Here is a 17,606-nt window from a genome sequence, read left to right as displayed (position 1 = left end):
GATCGCAGCCTTCGGCAGCGACTACAGGAGCGAGCGATGGCTCGCTCGTCCAGAAATTGCAGGTAAAGGGAGCGGGACTGATACACTGCGCGACATTTTGTTTTGCAGGCCCGTCCCGTGACCACCATTGCCACCGCTTTTAATACTTTGCCGCTGTCCGCCGCCATGCTGGCTAACCTCGACTCACTCGGTTATGCCCAGATGACGCCGGTCCAGGCGCAAAGCTTGCCGGTGATCCTCAAGGGGATGGACCTGATCGCCCAGGCCAAGACCGGCAGCGGCAAGACCGCCGCGTTCGGCATCGGCCTGCTGAACCCGATCAATCCGCGCTACTTCGGTTGCCAGGCCCTGGTGATCTGCCCGACCCGCGAGCTGGCCGACCAGGTGGCCAAGGAAATCCGCCGCCTGGCCCGCGCCGAAGACAACATCAAGGTCCTGACCCTGTGCGGCGGCGTGTCCTTCGGCCCGCAGATCGCCTCGCTGGAACACGGCGCGCACATCATCGTCGGCACCCCGGGCCGCCTGTCCCAGCACCTGCGCAAGGGCTCGCTGAAACTCGACGGCCTCAACACCCTGGTCCTCGACGAAGCCGACCGCATGCTGGACATGGGCTTCTACGACCCGATCGAAGAAATCATCGCCTACACCCCTGAGCGCCGGCAGACCCTGCTGTTCTCCGCCACCTACCCGGTGGGCATCAAGCAGCTGGCCTCGAAGTTCATGCGCGACCCGCAGCAGGTGAAGGCCGAAGCCCTGCACGCCGACAGCCAGATCGAACAGCGTTTCTACGAGATCTCGCCGGAAGAACGCATCGACGCGGTGGTCAAGGTGCTGAACCACTTCCGTCCAGAGTCCTGCGTGGCCTTCTGCTTCACCAAGCAGCAGGTCCAGGAAACCGTCGACCACCTGACCGCCAAGGGCATGTCCGCGGTGGGCCTGCACGGCGACCTGGAACAGCGCGACCGCGACCAGGTATTGGCGATGTTCGCCAACCGCAGCACCTCGGTGCTGGTGGCCACCGATGTAGCCGCCCGCGGCCTGGACATCGATGCCCTGGACATGGTGATCAACGTCGAGCTGGCGCGGGATTCGGAAATCCACATCCACCGCGTCGGCCGCACCGGCCGCGCCGGCGAGAAGGGCCTGGCGGTCAGCCTGGTGGCGCCGTCCGAGGCGCACCGCGCCCAGGCCATCGAGCAATTGCAGAAGTCGCCCTTGAACTGGGAACAGATCGACAGCCTGAAATCCCAGGGCGGCGGCCCGCTGCTGCCGGCCATGAGCACCCTGTGTATCGGCGCCGGGCGCAAGGACAAAGTGCGTCCGGGCGACATCCTCGGCGCCCTGACCGGTGAAGCCGGCATCCCCGGCACCCAGGTCGGCAAGATCGCGATCTTCGACTTCCAGGCCTATGTCGCCGTGGACCGCGGCATTGCCAAGCAGGCCCTGCAACGCCTGAACAGCGGCAAGATCAAGGGCCGTTCGCTGCGCGTGCGCATCCTGTAATACCACCGCGGCCAATGCCTGCTCTCCTGTCGGAGCGAGGCTTGCCCGCGATCAAGGCACCGCGGTCTGCCAGGTACAACCGCATCATCGTTCATCGCGGGCAAGCCTCGCTCCTACGGGAACGGGGTTGCCTCGACACTTGTGTGAGGACACCGTTTTGCGCTCTACCGAAGTCGTGATCATTGGCGCTGGCGCCGCAGGGTTGATGTGCGCGCTGACCGCGGCCGGCCGTGGCCGCCAGGTGCTGCTGCTGGACCACGCCAACAAGGCCGGCAAGAAGATCCTCATGTCCGGCGGCGGGCGCTGCAACTTCACCAATATGTACACCGAGCCGGGCAATTTCCTCTCGCACAACCCGCATTTCTGCAAGTCGGCCCTGGCCCGCTACACCCAGTGGGATTTCATCGGCCTGGTGGCCAAGCACGGCGTGCCGTACCACGAGAAAAAACTCGGCCAGCTGTTCTGCGACAACAAGTCCAGCGACATCCTCGGCATGCTGCTCGACGAGTGCGACCAGGTCGGCGTCCAACTGCACCTGGACACCTCGATCCAGCAGATCGAGAAGCTCGACAGCGGCTACCTGCTGGAAACCACCCTCGGCCAGCTCCAGTGCCAATCCCTGGTGATCGCCACCGGCGGCCTGTCGATTCCGACCCTGGGCGCCACCGGCTTCGGCTATCAGGTGGCCAGGCAGTTCGGCCACACGCTGCTGCCGACCCGCGCGGGCCTGGTGCCGTTCACCATCACCGACCAGCTCAAGGAGCTGTGCGGCGAGCTGTCCGGCACCTCGGTGGACTGCCTGGTGAGCTGCAACGACATGAGCTTTCGCGAGAACATCCTGTTCACCCACCGAGGCCTGAGCGGTCCGGCGATCCTGCAGATTTCCTCGTTCTGGGAATCCGGCGACACGGTGGAGATCAACCTGCTGCCGGACCACGACGCCGCAAGCTGGCTGCAACAGCAACAGGCCGAACGCCCGAACAGCGAGCTGAAGACCCTGCTCGGCGAGATCTTCACCAAGAAGATGGCCGGCCTGCTGGCAGACAACTGGTTCATCTCCAAACCGATGAAGCAGTACACCCACGCCGAACTGGCGCAGATCGCCGAGCAACTGGCGTGCTGGAAAGTGGTCCCGGCCGGCACCGAGGGTTATCGCACCGCCGAAGTGACCCTGGGCGGCGTCGACACTCGCGAGGTGTCGTCCAAGACCATGGAGTCGCTGAAGAGCCCGGGGCTGTATTTCATCGGCGAGGTGCTGGACGTCACCGGCCACCTGGGCGGCTTCAACTTCCAGTGGGCCTGGGCCTCCGGCTACGCGGCCGCGCAGTACGTCTGATCCGCCGGCATTCGCCTGGCCTGTAGCCGCTGCCCCAGGAGCCGCAGAACCGGCCACTGCGGTGGGACAGGCCGAACACGGTCGCCTGTTATGCGGCCGCTGCGCGCCCGATCGCAGCCTCGCGGGGCTCGGCAGCGGCTACAAGATTTCCCCATTTCCTGTAGCCGCTGCCGAAGGCTGCGATAGGTCCGCAGGACCTCGGGGGGACGCCAGATCGCTGCGCCCCTTCGGGTCGATCGCAGCCTTCGGCAGCGGCTACAGGTACCGATGAAGATCAGCGGGAACAGAATTTGCTGTCGGATGTGACGACCCCATTGCGCGGTCGTCAATACTGGCTCAATTTAGCGGCATCGCCCCGGAAGGCTTTCTCACTTCATGTCATCGACCAGCTTTCGTCAGTCACTGCGGCGCCTTTGGGCGCTGGATAAATTCAGCTACAGCGTGCGGGTGTTCATCGCTCTGACCGGGAGCATGGCGCTGTGCTGGTACCAGGACGAAATGGCCTTGCTGATCCCCTTGTTCCTGGGGATTATCGCCAGCGCCCTGGCCGAGACCGACGACAGCTGGCAAGGCCGGATCAATGCCCTGGCCGTGACCCTGGTGTGTTTCAGCGTCGCCGCCCTTTCCGTCGAACTGTTGTTCCCCTACCCCTGGATCTTCGTCATCGCCCTGGCGCTGGCCAGCTTTGGCCTGACCATGCTCGGCGCCCTGGGCGAACGTTACGGGGCGATCGCCTCGGCGACCCTGATCCTGTCGGTCTACACCATGATCGGCGTGGACCAGCGCGGCGGCGCCGTCACCGACTTCTGGCACGAACCGCTGCTGTTGGTGGCCGGTGCCGCCTGGTACGGCCTGCTGTCGGTACTCTGGCAGGCGATGTTTTCCAACCAACCGGTGCAGCAGAGCCTGGCGCGCCTGTTCCGCGAGCTGGGCTATTACCTCAAGCTCAAGTCGTCGCTGTTCGAGCCGATCCGCCAACTGGACGTGGAAGCACGCCGGCTGGAACTGGCGCAGCAGAACGGCCGGGTAGTGGCGGCCCTGAACGCCGCCAAGGAAATCATCCTGCACCGGGTCGGCAACGGCCGGCCGGGCTCCAAAGTCAGCCGCTACCTGAAGCTGTACTTCCTCGCCCAGGACATCCACGAACGCGCCAGCTCGTCCCACTACCCCTACAACGCCTTGGCCGATGCGTTCTTCCACAGCGACGTACTGTTCCGCTGCCAGCGCCTGCTGCGCCAGCAGGGCAAGGCTTGCCGGGCCCTGGGCGAATCCATCCAGCTGCGCCAGCCCTTCGTCTACGACGCCAGCTTCGCCGAGGCCCTGAGCGACCTGCACGCCTCCCTGGAACACCTGCGCATCCAGAGCAACCCGGCCTGGCGCGGCCTGCTGCGTTCGCTGCGGGCGCTGGCCGCCAACCTCGGCACCCTCGACCGCCTGCTCAGTGACGCCAGCAACCCCGACGCCCTGGCCGACGCCACCGACAGCAGCCTGCTGGACCGTTCGCCGCGCAACCTCAAGGACGTCTGGACCCGCCTGCGCACCCAGCTGACCCCGACGTCGCTGCTGTTTCGCCACGCCCTGCGCCTGCCCCTGGCCCTGAGCATCGGCTACGGCATGGTGCACCTGATCCACCCCTCCCAGGGTTACTGGATCATCCTCACCACCCTGTTCGTCTGCCAACCGAACTATGGCGCCACGCGGCGCAAGCTGGGCCAGCGAATCATCGGCACCGCCATCGGCCTGGTGGTCGCCTGGGCGCTGTTCGACCTGTTCCCCAGCCCGCTGGTGCAGTCGCTGTTCGCGATTGCCGCCGGGGTGGTGTTCTTTACCAACCGCACTACCCGCTACACCCTGGCCACCGGCGCCATCACCATCATGGTGCTGTTCTGCTTCAACCAGGTGGGCGACGGCTACGGGCTGTTGCTGCCACGTCTGTTCGATACCCTGCTGGGCAGCCTGATCGCCGGCCTGGCGGTGTTCCTGTTCCTGCCGGACTGGCAGGGCCGACGCCTGAACAAGGTGCTGGCCAATACCCTGACCTGCAACAGCATCTACCTGCGGCAGATCATGCAGCAGTACGCGGCCGGCAAGAGCGACGACCTGGCTTACCGCCTGGCCCGGCGCAACGCCCACAACGCCGACGCGGCGCTGTCCACCACCCTGGCCAATATGCTGATGGAGCCTGGGCATTTCCGTAAGGAAGCGGACGTGGGCTTTCGCTTCCTGGTGCTCTCGCACACCCTGCTCAGTTACCTCTCCGGCCTCGGCGCGCATCGGGAAACCCAGCTGCCGGCGGAAGTCCGCGAGCACCTGATCGGCGGGGCCGGGGTCAGCCTGGCCAGCAGCATCGATGAAATCGCCCAGGGCCTGGCGAGCAAGCAGCCGGTGGCGATCCAGAGCGATGCCGAAGAGGCCCTGGCCAATGAGCTGGAGCAGATGCCGGACGAGATCGATGAAGGCCAGCGGCTGGTGCAGACCCAACTGGCGCTGATCTGCCGCCAACTGGGCCCCTTGCGGACCCTGGCGGCGCATCTGATCAAGGACACCGGCGAAGAACAGGCCGCGTAGCCGCTGCCGCAGGCTGCGATCGCCTCCGCAGGAGGCGCAAGCTTTCAAGAACGCCACAGGTTTCGGCCTCGGCGCCCAGCCTGCGGCAGCAGCTTTAATGGCGCCGTTTCACATCCCGTGCTGGCGCAGCAAGCGGTCGTAGCTGCCGTCGGCTTTCATCGCCTCGATCTCTCGATCGAACCCCGCCACGATCTGCGCATGTGCGGGGTTCTTCAGGCTGACCAGGATATGCAGGCCGTTCTCGCTCAGGGAATTGGGCAGGAACTCCACCGCGTTACGCACCCGCGGCGACTCCCGCGCCAGGTAATAGCGGGCAACGTACTCGTCCTCCAGGGTCAGCTTGACCCGGTCGGCTGCCAGCATGCGCACCGCCATCGCGAAGTTGTGCACCAGGACCTTCTGCAGTTCTGGATCGCTGTCGAAATCGGGGGAGTAGGCATAACCGCGCACCACCGCGATGGGGTACTGGTGCAGTTGCTTGAGGTTGGTGTATTCGATGGGGGCATCCTTGCGCCGGATGAAGCGCACCCGATTGACCAGATACTCCGAGGAGAATTGCCCCAACTGGGTGCGGGCCTCATTGAACCAGGCATTCACCAGCACGTCGTAACGCCCCTCGCCGACGCCAAGCAAGGCCCGCGCCCAGGGCACCTGTTCGAACTCGCTGGCATAACCGGCCCGGGCCAGCGCGGTGCTGACGATGTCGGTGGCCAGCCCGCCGTTGACCAGCGTCGCATCCGTGAAGGGCGGCCAGACGTCGGCGACCAATCGCAATTTTTCCGCATAAGCGCTCTGGCCCAGCAACAGCAATCCGATCAAAGCAAAGGCTCGATGCAATCGCGGCATGCTAAAAGATCCTTAGCGGGCGGACAGCCCTGCGTGTTTTTTTGCCCAGACTCGAGGTTCTCCGGCCGGCGGACGGCCACGACCCAGCCCCTAACAGTAGCTTATGGGTGCCACTGCACAGCGCTTCAGCGCAGATTACACAAAGAAGACCACCACGAACCAATGCGATGATGGCATTTTGACCTACCTCACAGAAACGCCACTCCAGCGCCAGACAAGACAAGCCACCCGCCAGGCGCTTAACATCCGGGCACCGCTTTCCAAAGGATGAAACGATGACAATCGAATGGGTCTGCAAACACCACACCGATCTGGGCAAGGAGCAGTTGTACGCGATCCTGCAGTTGCGTACCGAAGTCTTCGTGGTCGAGCAGAAATGCGCCTACCAGGAAGTCGATGGCCAGGACCTGGAAGGCGACACCTGCCACCTGATGGCCTGGGACGATGACCAGCTGGTGGCTTATCTGCGCCTGCTCGACCCGACCTCCCAGGGCGGCGACGTGGTCATCGGCCGCGTGGTGATCGCCCCGCAAGCGCGGGGCAAGGGACTGGGCCATGAACTGATGGAGCACGCCCTGAAACAGGCGCAGAAACGCTGGCCGCAGATGCCGATCTATCTGTCGGCCCAGGCGCATTTGCAGGGGTATTACGGGCGCTACGGCTTCAACGTCGTGGGCGAGGAGTACCTGGAAGACGATATTCCGCATATCGGCATGCGCCGAAGCTGATAGCGTCATCGCGAACCTGCTGGCGCCAGCAGGTTCGCCTTCGCATCGATCGGCTGCCGAGTTCCCTCAGGGATACTCCAACACCGTCTTGATCCGCGACAGGTTCGCCTCGATCCAGCCCTTGTCGATCGCGCCCCAGCTTTTGATCCGATAGCTGCCGGCATGATTGCGCGCGCCGTCCTGCTGCTCGAACTCACAGACGATATCCAGATCCGCCAGGGCGGCGATGGTGTCCTGCGCCGTGCGCCGCGGCATGCCGGTGGCCTCGGTCAGGGCCGGGACATTGCTGGCCAGGCCGCTGTCGATCAGGTACGCCACATACAGCCGGCGGTAAAAGCTGCTCTTGGTCTTGCTCACGTCCATCGCCCGTTCCTTGTACAGGGTTACTCGGGACCACCTGCCCTGGCTTGCAGGTCGCGCCAGGTCAGGTAGACCCGCAGGTCGAATTCCAGTTGGTGATAGCCCGGCAGCATGTGCTCGCAGAGCTTGTAGAACGCCTTGTTGTGCTCGCTTTCCTTGAAGTGCGCCAGCTCGTGGACAACGATCATGCGCAGGAACTCCGGCGCCGCCTCCTTGAACAGCGAAGCGATGCGGATTTCCTTCTTGGCCTTGAGCTTGCCGCCCTGGACCCGCGAGATCGTGGTGTGCAGGCCCAGGGCGCGGTGCGTCAGGTCCAGGCGGTTGTCGAACAGCACCTTGTCGATGGCCGGGGCGTTGCGCAGGTACTCCTGCTTCAACTCCAGGGCATAGCCGTACAGCGCCTTGTCACTCTGCACCCCGTGCTTGCCGGGGTACCGCTGGCTCAGGTAATCGCCCAGCCGCCCTTGCGCAATCAGCTGGCGCACTTGCTCTTGCAGGGTGGCGGGATAGGCCTGGAGGTACTTCAACGCGGTCATGGGACGGCAACGCAATCACGAAAGGCCGCCAGTGTAGCGAATTCAACCCGGCAACGCGCTCCAGTCGAAAGGCTCGGCAAAGCGCTCGGCATCCGCGGCGATCAACGGCCGGGCCACCAGGAAGCCCTGCACGTACTCGCAGCCGTTGGCCTGCAGCCAGCGGTACTGCTCCAGGGTCTCCACGCCCTCGGCGATCACCAGCACGCCGAACGCCTTGCACAGGTCGATCACGCAGCGCGCCAGCGCCGCATCTCGTGCCGAATCCGGCAACCTGGCGATCAGGTGACGGTCGAGCTTGAGGGTATCGAGCTGCAGATCCCGCAGGTGGGCCAGCGAACAGGCGCCCGAACCGAAGTCATCCAGCGCCACCCGCACCCCGAGACTGCGCAACAGGCGCAGCTGCTTGCGCGACTCGTCGAGGTTCTGGGTCAGGGCGTCTTCGGTGATCTCGACCTCCAACTGCCGAGGTTCCAGGCCATGGCGTTCCAGGACCTGGCGCAGTTCGGTGGCGAGGTTCGGCATGGCGAACTGGGTGCCGCTCAAGCTCACGCCCAGCACGGTCTGCTCGGCGAACAGCGTTTTCCAGGACGCCCGCTGGCTCGCACTCTGCTGATAGATCCAGCTCCCCAGGCGGCTGATCAGCCGCGCCTCCTCCAGCAGCGGCAGAAACAACCCCGGCGGCACATCGCCGACACTCGGATGCCGCCAGCGCAACAGGGCTTCGAAACCGCGCAGGCGCCCATCGGCAATCGCCACCTGGGGCTGGTACACCAGGTTGAACTCCTTGTGCTCGACCGCGCTGCGCACGCTTTCCTCGAGCATCAGCCGCGAGCGGGCACGGCCGTTCATTTCGTGGTCGTAATAACGATATTGCTGGCGCCCGGCACGCTTGGACTCGTACATGGCGATGTCCGCCGCGCGCATCAGGCCATCCAGATTGGAACCGCAATCGGGGTAGATGGCGATACCGATACTGGCCCCCAGCGCGACCTCCAGGCCATCGAACTGCTGACAGATCGATATGCGCTCGATGAGCTTCTCGGAAATCTTCGCCGCCTGTTCCGGAAACTCCAGCTCCAGCAAAGCGGTGAACTCATCGCCGCCTATGCGCGCCAGGATGTCGAAGGAGCGCAGGCAGGCCTTTATCTGTTCGGACACCCAGCGCAGCACCCGGTCCCCGGCGTCATGCCCCAGGGAATCGTTGACCCGCTTGAATCCGTCCAGGTCCAGGTACAGCAGCACCAACGACTTGTCGGAGCGCTCGCTGCGCAACAACAGGCTTTCCACGGTCTGGTAGAAGCCACGACGGTTGAGCAGGCCGGTCAGCGGGTCGGTCACTGCCTGGTATTCCAGTTGCTGGTGCAGATGACGGACTTCCGACATGTCGAGCAAGGTCACCACCATCGCCTTCTGCTCGCTCGGCAGCGGCGCACAGGACAACGCCACCGACACCTGCTGGCCCGGAGCCGTACGCAACGTGGCGTCGTGCAGGCGGTAGGTCTCGCCCTTGCGATAGCTGGCATACAGCTCGGATTCGGCCCACTGCGGCACATGGGGCTTTTGCAGATAGTCGAGCAGCCACGCCCCCTCCAGCTCATTCACCGGAGCGTTGAGCAAGCGGGAAATCGCCGGGTTGGCAAAGCGGATGACCCCGCCCTCATCCACCACCAGAATCCCCTCCGCGGCGTTGTCCAGCACCGAGGCATTGAAGGCCCTGGCACTCTCCAGGTCATGGCTCAGGCGCTGCAGTGCGCGGCGATTGCGCTGCTGCTCCAATAGCGCCTGCACCTTGGGTTTGAGGATCTGCGGATCGAACGGCTTGAACAGATAATCCACCGCGCCGCTGGCGTAGCCCTTGATCACCGCGTCCTTGGACTGCTCGTTGGCGGTGAGGAAAATGATCGGGGTCAGCCGGGTTCGCTGGCTGCCGCGCATCAAGCGGGCGACTTCGAAACCGTCCATTTCCGGCATCTGTACATCCAGCAACACCAGATCGATGTCGTGTTCCAGTAACAGACCCAGGGCCTCGACACCCGAGGCGGCGGTCATGACCTGCCAGTCGTGGCGCTGCAGGAGTGCACGCATGCTGAGCAGATTTTCGGGGTAATCATCAACAATCAGTAAGACCGAGCGGGCTTCACCTGGCCGAGTTTGCGCGCATTCCATGCTGCTTCTCTTGTCTGTGTAGGGTCGGCCTGCGAACAAGACCGGACAAATACTGAGACTTCACTCTAGACCTGGATCCAACAAAGCAGAAGCTGTCACAGCGCCATCATTTAGCCAAAGCCCGAGGCACCCGACTAACGGTCAGCCCCATAGCTGCTGAAACCGGTGGATGTGTTTTTTCGACAGATGGTTGACGCCAATTATCCGCCGGACGGGCATTAACAAAAGCCCCTTCTACGCTTATAAAGATCGCCTTCAAAAGCGCAGGCTAAAGCCTTTGTCGGTTTTTTATCCGGCATCAAATCGGGAAGCTTTGACTATGATCGACCTCGCAACCTGGAATCTGAGCATTCCCGAAGGCAGTCCACCGGCGACTATCGACACCCCCCGACTGGTGGATGGCTTCAAGGATCAATATTTCCATTCCGACACCGGCACCCTGTTCTTCTGGTCGCCCGTCACCGGTTCCCGCACCGCCAACGCCATCTACCCGCGCAGCGAGCTGCGGGAAACCTACTCCAACGGCACCCTGAAGAACTGGACCTACCCGGAAGCCGACAACCTGCTCTACGCCACCCTGGCGGTGAACCAGGTGCCGTCCACGGGCAAGATCGTCATCGGCCAGATCCACGCCTACAACAGCACCAAGCCCCTGGTGAAGGTCGAGTACCAGTACAAGACCACCACCCAGAGCGGCAACATAGTCGCCAAGGTCCGCATGCATCCGGACGATACCGATAGCCGGGTGATCATCGTCGCCGAAAACGTGCCGCTGGACCGCGAGTTCTCCTACCTGATCCACCTGAGCCCGGGCGGTGCCCTGGGCGTCAGCGCCGCAGGCTATCAATGGGACACCCAGCTCAGCAGCACCTGGCGCGACAAGCCGCTGTACTTCAAGGCCGGGGTGTACGTGCAGGACAACACCGGCTACACCACCGAAGGCGGCAAGGTGACCTTCTACAAGCTGGATATCGATCACAACGAAACCTGATCTTCTGTAAGAGCGAAGCTTGCCCGCGATAGCGGTCTGCCTGGCGACATCCATGGCGAATGTCAGGCCCTCGTCGCGGGCAAGCCTCGCTCCTGCACGATGAGGTGTTTGCCACAGACACAAAAAAGCCCGCATCGCTGCGGGCTTTTTCGTTCAACACAAAGGCTTAGTTGACCTTGGCGTTCAGCTCACCTTTGAGGTAACGCTGGAACATCGCTTCCAGGGAGATCGGCTTGATCTTCGAGGCGTTGCCAGCGGTGCCGAAGGCTTCGTAACGGGCGATGCACACGTCGCGCATGGCGGTCACGGTGGCGCCGAAGAACTTGCGCGGGTCGAACTCGCTCGGGTTGGTGGCCATCAGGCGACGCATCGCACCGGTGGACGCCAGGCGCAGGTCGGTGTCGATGTTGACCTTGCGCACGCCGTACTTGATGCCTTCGACGATTTCTTCAACCGGCACGCCGTAGGTTTCTTTGATGTCGCCGCCGTACTGGTTGATGATCGCCAGCCACTCTTGCGGAACCGAAGACGAACCGTGCATCACCAGGTGGGTGTTGGGGATGCGCTTGTGGATCTCTTTGATGCGGTCGATAGCCAGTACGTCGCCGGTAGGCGGCTTGGTGAACTTGTAGGCACCGTGGCTGGTACCGATGGCGATGGCCAGGGCGTCGACCTGGGTCTTCTTGACGAAGTCCGCGGCTTCTTCCGGGTCGGTCAGCATCTGGCTGTGGTCCAGCACGCCTTCGGCGCCGATGCCGTCTTCTTCACCAGCCATGCCGGTTTCCAGGGAACCCAGGCAGCCCAGCTCGCCTTCCACCGAAACGCCGCAGGCGTGAGCCATGGCCACGGTCTGCTGGGTCACGCGAACGTTGTACTCGTAGTCGGTCGGGGTCTTGCCGTCTTCGCCGAGAGAGCCGTCCATCATGACCGAGGAGAAGCCCAGCTGGATCGAACGCTGGCAGACGTCAGGGCTGGTGCCGTGGTCCTGGTGCATGCACACCGGGATATGCGGGAATTCTTCGATCGCCGCCAGGATCAGGTGACGCAGGAAAGGCGCGCCGGCGTATTTGCGGGCACCGGCCGAAGCCTGGACGATCACCGGAGAGTCAGTCTTGTCAGCTGCTTCCATGATGGCGCGCATCTGTTCAAGGTTGTTGACGTTGAAGGCTGGAACGCCGTAGCCGAATTCGGCTGCGTGGTCCAGCATCTGGCGCATGCTGATGAGTGCCATTGTGTGTATCTCTCCCGGTCGAGGGTCGTTAATCGTGCAAGCCTGCCGTAGCGGCGGCTGCTATTCAAGTGATTGCAGATCGGGGGTCAACCCGGCCTGCCGGCATTATTACTACTGTAGGAGCGAGCTTGCTCGCGATGGGCTTCGGGACAACGCGATCATCCAGACGGATGGCGTTATCGTTGACGATCATCGCGAGCAAGCTCGCTCCTACAGGCCTACGGCGCTTTACAGCCGCGGCCGATCAAATCGTTGGTGGCGACCCAGTAAACCAGGCCTTCGTCACCTTTTTCGTGAAACGCAAGCATGTCGTTGCTGTACAGCGAACCGGAACCGCTCGGCTCCAGCTTCAGGCGATAGACCTGATCGGCCCCGCCCAACCGCACATCGACTTCCTTGCGGCTGCTGTCGGTGTAGCGCCAGACCACTTGCGCCTGGCTGTCGCATACCCAGGTCGTCCAGTTGTCCGTCTCGGCCGGCTTGAACAGGTCGAAGTTGGCGCAACCTGCCAGCAATCCCAGCGCAGCCACGGCGATAAAGCCTTTCATCGGTGTTCCTCGGCTGACGGCCCACGGCCGCCAGCACAACGCGTTATCGAATCAGACCCGTCAAGGGCAACCATGTTCCTTGGCCTTGGCTGGAGTCTCGTACTTGTCCAGACCATCGGGTCCCATGCGCTTGTTGATCACCGGCGCAGTCTCGGCCTGCCAGTCGGCCTGATAGCAACCTCTCTCAGGCTCTCCCGACTCGGGCTCCGACTGGGCAGGCTGACTACCGCAACCGGCCAGCAAGCCCGCGACGATCAACAGCGGTAACGTCTTGACCATATGAACACTCCTTTGCCTGGCCATCGGGACTTCAGGCTTTGGCCCGGCTTTCCAGGACTTCGACCGCCGGCAGCACCTTGCCCTCGACGAATTCGAGGAAAGCGCCACCGCCGGTAGAAATGTAGGAGATTTGCTCGGCCACGCCATATTTATCGATGGCCGCCAGGGTGTCGCCGCCGCCGGCGATGGAGAACGCCGCGCTCTCCGCGATGGCCTGGGCCAGCACCTTGGTGCCGTTACCGAACTGGTCGAACTCGAACACGCCGACCGGACCGTTCCACAGGATGGTCTTCGACGACTTCAGCAGCTCGGCGAAGTTCGCCGCGGTTTGCGGGCCGATGTCCAGGATCATGTCGTCGGCCGCCACCTCGGCAATCAGCTTGACGGTAGCGGTCGCGCTTTCGGCGAACTCCTTGGCCACCACCACGTCCACCGGCAGCGGCACGCTGACCTTGGCGGCGATGGCGCGCGCGGTATCCAGCAGGTCCGGCTCGTACAGCGACTTGCCGACCGGGTGACCGGCAGCGGCGAGGAAGGTGTTGGCGATGCCGCCGCCGACGATCAGTTGGTCGCAGATCTGGCTCAGGCTATTGAGGACGTCGAGCTTGGTCGACACCTTGGAGCCGGCGACGATGGCCGCCATCGGCTTGGCCGGGGCGCCCAGGGCCTTGCCCAGCGCGTCCAGCTCGGCAGCCAGCAGCGGGCCGGCAGCGGCGACCTTGGCGAACTTGGCCACGCCGTGGGTCGAACCCTCGGCGCGGTGCGCGGTGCCGAAGGCGTCCATCACGAACACGTCGCACAGGGCGGCGTATTGCCGGGCCAGTTCGTCGGCGTTCTTTTTCTCGCCCTTGTTGAAGCGCACGTTCTCGAACAGCACGATGTCGCCGGCCTTGACGTCGACGCCGCCCAGGTAGTCAGCCACCAGCGGCACTTCACGACCCAGGGCACGGCTCAGGTAGTCGGCCACTGGCTTGAGGCTGTTCTCGGCGGAGAACTCGCCTTCGGTCGGACGGCCGAGGTGCGAGCAGACCATCACGGCCGCGCCTTTTTCCAGGGCCAGCTTGATGGTCGGCAGCGAAGCCAGGATACGCGCATCGCTGGTGACAACACCGTCCTTGACTGGGACGTTGAGGTCTTCGCGGATCAGTACGCGCTTACCTTGCAGATCGAGGTCGGACATCTTCAACACGGTCATGGGTCGCAATTCCTGGGTTACTGTTTTTTTGGAAACGGGAAGTTAAGAGACAGCTTTGGGTGCGGCTGTTTGCAGATAGTGTCCTGCAACGTCCAGCATTCGGTTGGCAAAACCCCATTCGTTGTCGAACCAGGCCAGGATGTTCACCAGCCGCGGGCCGGAAACACGGGTCTGGCTGGCATCGACGATCGCCGAATGCGGATCATGGTTGAAATCACAACTGGCGTGCGGCAACTCGGTATAGGCCAACAGGCCCTTGAGCGGGCCGCTGGTGGCGGCCTCGCGCAGGATCCGGTTGACTTCGCCGGTGTCGGTATCGCTCACGGTCTGCATCGTGATGTCGAGGCAGGACACGTTGACGGTCGGCACGCGCACAGCTTTGGCCTGAATTCGCCCGGCAAGTTCCGGCAGCAGCCGCTCGATGCCACGCGCCAGACCGGTGGACACCGGGATCACCGACTGGAACGCCGAACGGGTGCGGCGCAGGTCTTCATGGTGATAGGCGTCGATCACCGGCTGGTCGTTCATCGCCGAGTGGATGGTGGTGATCGACACATATTCCAGACCGATGGCCTGGTCCAGCAGGCGCAACAGCGGCACGCCGCAGTTGGTGGTGCAGGACGCGTTGGACACCAGCAGCTCGTCACCGGTCAGGCAGTCCTGGTTGACGCCGTAGACGATGGTGGCGTCGACATCCGCCTCGCTGGCCATCGGCTGGGAAAACAGCACCCGCGGCGCACCGGCGTCGAGGAAACGCTGGCCGTCTTCACGGGTGTGATAGGCGCCGGAGCATTCGAGCACCAGATCGACGCCCAGGGACGCCCAATCGATGCCTTCGGGGGTGGCACTGCGCAGGACCTTCACGCAGTTGCCATTGATATGCAGACAGTCGCCGTCGACCTTCACTTCGCCGGGAAACCGGCCATGGGTGGAGTCGAAGCGTGTCAGGTATTCCACGCTGGCCATGTCGGCCAGATCGTTGATCGCGACAATCTCGAACCCGGCCGCAGCCCCCCGTTCGAACAGGGCACGCAAGACACAACGACCGATCCGGCCGTAGCCGTTGAGTGCAACTTTATAGGGACGCGGTTGAGGCATGGGGTTCTCGTTAGCCGACAACTTCATGAGCGATACAAAACCATTGTAGGAGCGAGCTTGCTCGCGATGGGCTTCAGGACGACGCGGTTATCCAGATAGCCAGCGTTATCGTTGACGACCATCGCGAGCAAGCTCGCTCCTACAAAGTGATGCGGCGACCAGAGGCCGCCGCATTCGCGCTTTTTTAGTCTTCCAGCAGCTCTTCGGCCTGACCCAGGATGTTTTCCAGGGTGAAACCGAACTCTTCGAACAAGGCCGGCGCAGGCGCCGACTCGCCGTAGGTGGTCATGCCGATGACACGACCTTCCAGGCCGACGTACTTGTACCAGTAGTCCGCGTGCGCGGCCTCGATGGCGATACGGGCGCTGACCTGCAGCGGCAGGACCGACTGCTTGTAGCCGGCGTCCTGGGCATCGAACACGCTGGTGCATGGCATGGACACCACACGCACCTTGCGGCCCTGCTCGGTCAGCTTGTCGAATGCCTGCACCGCCAGGCCGACTTCGGAACCGGTGGCGATCAGGATCAGCTCAGGCTCGCCTGCGCAGTCCTTGAGCACGTAGCCACCGCGGCTGATTTCGGCGATCTGCACGGCATTGCGGGTCTGATGCTGCAGGTTCTGGCGGGAGAAGATCAGCGCCGAAGGACCGTCCTTGCGCTCGATCGCGTTTTTCCAGGCCACCGCCGATTCCACGGCATCGGCTGGACGCCAGGTGTCGAGGTTCGGGGTGCAGCGCAGGCTGGCGATCTGCTCGATCGGCTGGTGCGTCGGGCCGTCTTCGCCCAGACCGATGGAGTCGTGGGTGTAGACATGGATCACGCGCTGCTTCATCAGGGCCGACATGCGTACCGCGTTGCGTGCGTACTCCATGAACATCAGGAAGGTCGCGCCGTAAGGCACCAGGCCGCCGTGCAGGGCCACGCCGTTCATGATGGCGGTCATGCCGAACTCGCGAACGCCGTAGTACATGTAGTTGCCGCTGGCGTCTTCGGCGCTGACGCCCTTGCAGCCTTTCCACAGGGTCAGGTTGGAACCGGCCAGGTCGGCCGAACCGCCGAGGAATTCCGGCAGCAGCGGGCCAAACGCGTTCAGGGCGTTCTGGCTGGCCTTACGGCTGGCGATGGTTTCGCCCTTGGCCGCGACTTCGGCGATGTAGGCATCGGCCTTCTCGGAGAAGTCAGCCGGCAGGTCGCCGCTCAGGCGACGCACCAGCTCGTTGGCCAGCTCGGGGAACTCGGCGGAGTAGGCGGAGAAACGCTGGTCCCACTCGGCTTCGACGGCGCGACCGGCTTCCTTGGCATCCCATTCGGCATAGATGTCGGCCGGGATTTCGAACGGGCCGTGGTTCCACTTCAGCGCGGCGCGGGTCAGGGCGATTTCCTCGGCACCCAGTGGCGCGCCGTGGCAGTCTTCCTTGCCTTGCTTGTTCGGCGAGCCGAAACCGATGGTGGTCTTGCAGCAGATCAGGGTCGGCTGCTCGCTTTTGCGCGCGGTGTCGATCGCGGTCTTGATCTCTTCCGGGTCGTGACCGTCGACGTTGCGGATCACCTGCCAGTTGTAGGCTTCGAAACGCTTTGGCGTGTCGTCGGTGAACCAGCCTTCGACTTCGCCGTCGATGGAAATGCCGTTGTCATCGTAGAAGGCAATCAGCTTGCCCAGGCCCAGGGTGCCGGCCAGGGAAGCGACTTCATGGGAGATGCCTTCCATCATGCAGCCATCGCCCAGGAACACGTAGGTGTGGTGGTCGACGACGTTGTGGCCAGGACGGTTGAACTGCGCCGCCAGGACCTTTTCCGCCAGGGCAAAGCCCACGGCGTTGGCCAGGCCTTGGCCCAGCGGGCCGGTGGTGGTCTCGACGCCCGGGGTATAGCCGAATTCCGGGTGGCCCGGGGTGCGGCTGTGCAGCTGGCGGAAGCTCTTCAGGTCGTCGATGGTGACGTCGTAGCCGGTCAGGTGCAGCAGCGAGTAGATCAGCATCGAGCCGTGGCCGTTGGACAGCACGAAGCGGTCACGGTCGGCGAAGGATGGATTGCTCGGGTTGTGCTTCAGATAGTCACGCCAAAGTACTTCGGCGATATCAGCCATCCCCATAGGGGCGCCGGGATGGCCGCTGTTGGCTTTTTGCACGGCATCCATGCTGAGGGCACGAATGGCGTTGGCACGCTCACGACGGCTTGGCATCGCTGATCTCCTGGGGGTTATCTAAGTCGGGTTGAATAA

At 63.4% G+C, this 17,606-nt stretch carries 15 protein-coding genes; 5 read left to right on the top strand and 10 right to left on the bottom strand.

What is annotated here, in order from left to right:
- Window positions 1-165 precede the first annotated feature (165 nt).
- From dbpA to yccS, 3 genes are all read left to right on the top strand, one after another.
- Window positions 166-1,503 (top strand): ATP-dependent RNA helicase DbpA, encoded by a 1,338-nt coding sequence (gene dbpA, locus AC07PQ_RS17495; RefSeq protein ID WP_238437657.1) that lies wholly within the window; start codon window positions 166-168, stop codon window positions 1,501-1,503.
- Between the two features lie 157 nt (window positions 1,504-1,660).
- Window positions 1,661-2,839, top strand: coding sequence for a BaiN/RdsA family NAD(P)/FAD-dependent oxidoreductase (locus AC07PQ_RS17490; RefSeq protein ID WP_493185959.1), 1,179 nt, complete (start codon window positions 1,661-1,663; stop codon window positions 2,837-2,839).
- A 375-nt stretch (window positions 2,840-3,214) separates the two neighbouring features.
- Window positions 3,215-5,407 (top strand): YccS family putative transporter, encoded by a 2,193-nt coding sequence (gene yccS / locus AC07PQ_RS17485; RefSeq protein WP_007922296.1) that lies wholly within the window; start codon window positions 3,215-3,217, stop codon window positions 5,405-5,407.
- A 108-nt stretch (window positions 5,408-5,515) separates the two neighbouring features.
- Here yccS and AC07PQ_RS17480 read toward each other — a convergent pair whose 3' ends face one another.
- Window positions 5,516-6,253 (bottom strand): substrate-binding periplasmic protein, encoded by a 738-nt coding sequence (locus tag AC07PQ_RS17480; protein ID WP_007922297.1) that lies wholly within the window; start codon window positions 6,251-6,253, stop codon window positions 5,516-5,518.
- Between the two features lie 275 nt (window positions 6,254-6,528).
- On the opposite strand from AC07PQ_RS17480, the gene AC07PQ_RS17475 reads away from it, so the two are divergent.
- The gene (locus AC07PQ_RS17475; protein WP_007922299.1) at window positions 6,529-6,981 is read left to right on the top strand and encodes a GNAT family N-acetyltransferase; all 453 of its coding nucleotides are present in this window, start codon (window positions 6,529-6,531) and stop codon (window positions 6,979-6,981) included.
- A gap of 66 nt (window positions 6,982-7,047) precedes the next feature.
- Here AC07PQ_RS17475 and AC07PQ_RS17470 read toward each other — a convergent pair whose 3' ends face one another.
- From AC07PQ_RS17470 to AC07PQ_RS17460, 3 genes are read right to left on the bottom strand one after another with little or no spacing between them, the layout of a single operon-like run.
- Complete coding sequence (locus tag AC07PQ_RS17470) at window positions 7,048-7,344, bottom strand: winged helix-turn-helix domain-containing protein (protein ID WP_007922307.1); 297 nt, start codon at window positions 7,342-7,344, stop codon at window positions 7,048-7,050.
- Window positions 7,345-7,364: 20 nt separating this feature from the next.
- Window positions 7,365-7,877, bottom strand: a complete 513-nt coding sequence (locus AC07PQ_RS17465; protein WP_493185958.1) for a M48 metallopeptidase family protein — start codon at window positions 7,875-7,877, stop codon at window positions 7,365-7,367.
- A 42-nt stretch (window positions 7,878-7,919) separates the two neighbouring features.
- Window positions 7,920-10,043, bottom strand: coding sequence for a putative bifunctional diguanylate cyclase/phosphodiesterase (locus AC07PQ_RS17460; protein ID WP_007922311.1), 2,124 nt, complete (start codon window positions 10,041-10,043; stop codon window positions 7,920-7,922).
- Between the two features lie 319 nt (window positions 10,044-10,362).
- Here AC07PQ_RS17460 and AC07PQ_RS17455 point away from each other — a divergent pair, with 319 nt between their 5' ends.
- A complete protein-coding gene (locus AC07PQ_RS17455; protein WP_007922313.1) occupies window positions 10,363-11,034 on the top strand; it encodes a polysaccharide lyase family 7 protein in 672 nt (223 codons plus the stop codon).
- A gap of 166 nt (window positions 11,035-11,200) precedes the next feature.
- Here AC07PQ_RS17455 and fba read toward each other — a convergent pair whose 3' ends face one another.
- The 6 genes from fba to tkt all read right to left on the bottom strand — a co-directional run bounded on the left by fba (window position 11,201) and on the right by tkt (window position 17,567).
- Window positions 11,201-12,265, bottom strand: coding sequence for a class II fructose-bisphosphate aldolase (fba, locus tag AC07PQ_RS17450; protein WP_003229012.1), 1,065 nt, complete (start codon window positions 12,263-12,265; stop codon window positions 11,201-11,203).
- A gap of 218 nt (window positions 12,266-12,483) precedes the next feature.
- Window positions 12,484-12,813 (bottom strand): MliC family protein, encoded by a 330-nt coding sequence (locus AC07PQ_RS17445; RefSeq protein ID WP_007922315.1) that lies wholly within the window; start codon window positions 12,811-12,813, stop codon window positions 12,484-12,486.
- A gap of 60 nt (window positions 12,814-12,873) precedes the next feature.
- A complete protein-coding gene (locus AC07PQ_RS17440; RefSeq protein ID WP_007922316.1) occupies window positions 12,874-13,092 on the bottom strand; it encodes a hypothetical protein in 219 nt (72 codons plus the stop codon).
- A gap of 31 nt (window positions 13,093-13,123) precedes the next feature.
- Window positions 13,124-14,287, bottom strand: coding sequence for a phosphoglycerate kinase (locus AC07PQ_RS17435; protein WP_062824365.1), 1,164 nt, complete (start codon window positions 14,285-14,287; stop codon window positions 13,124-13,126).
- Between the two features lie 42 nt (window positions 14,288-14,329).
- A complete protein-coding gene (gene epd / locus AC07PQ_RS17430) occupies window positions 14,330-15,385 on the bottom strand; it encodes an erythrose-4-phosphate dehydrogenase (RefSeq protein WP_009045982.1) in 1,056 nt (351 codons plus the stop codon).
- A gap of 184 nt (window positions 15,386-15,569) precedes the next feature.
- Window positions 15,570-17,567, bottom strand: a complete 1,998-nt coding sequence (gene tkt / locus AC07PQ_RS17425) for a transketolase (protein WP_007922335.1) — start codon at window positions 17,565-17,567, stop codon at window positions 15,570-15,572.
- Window positions 17,568-17,606 lie beyond the last annotated feature (39 nt).

The sequence above is a fragment of the Pseudomonas sp. GW821-FHT09E12 genome, assembly GCF_059416085.1.
The sequence above is the reverse complement of the archived record's forward strand: the minus strand, read 5'-3'. Positions and strand labels throughout refer to the sequence as shown.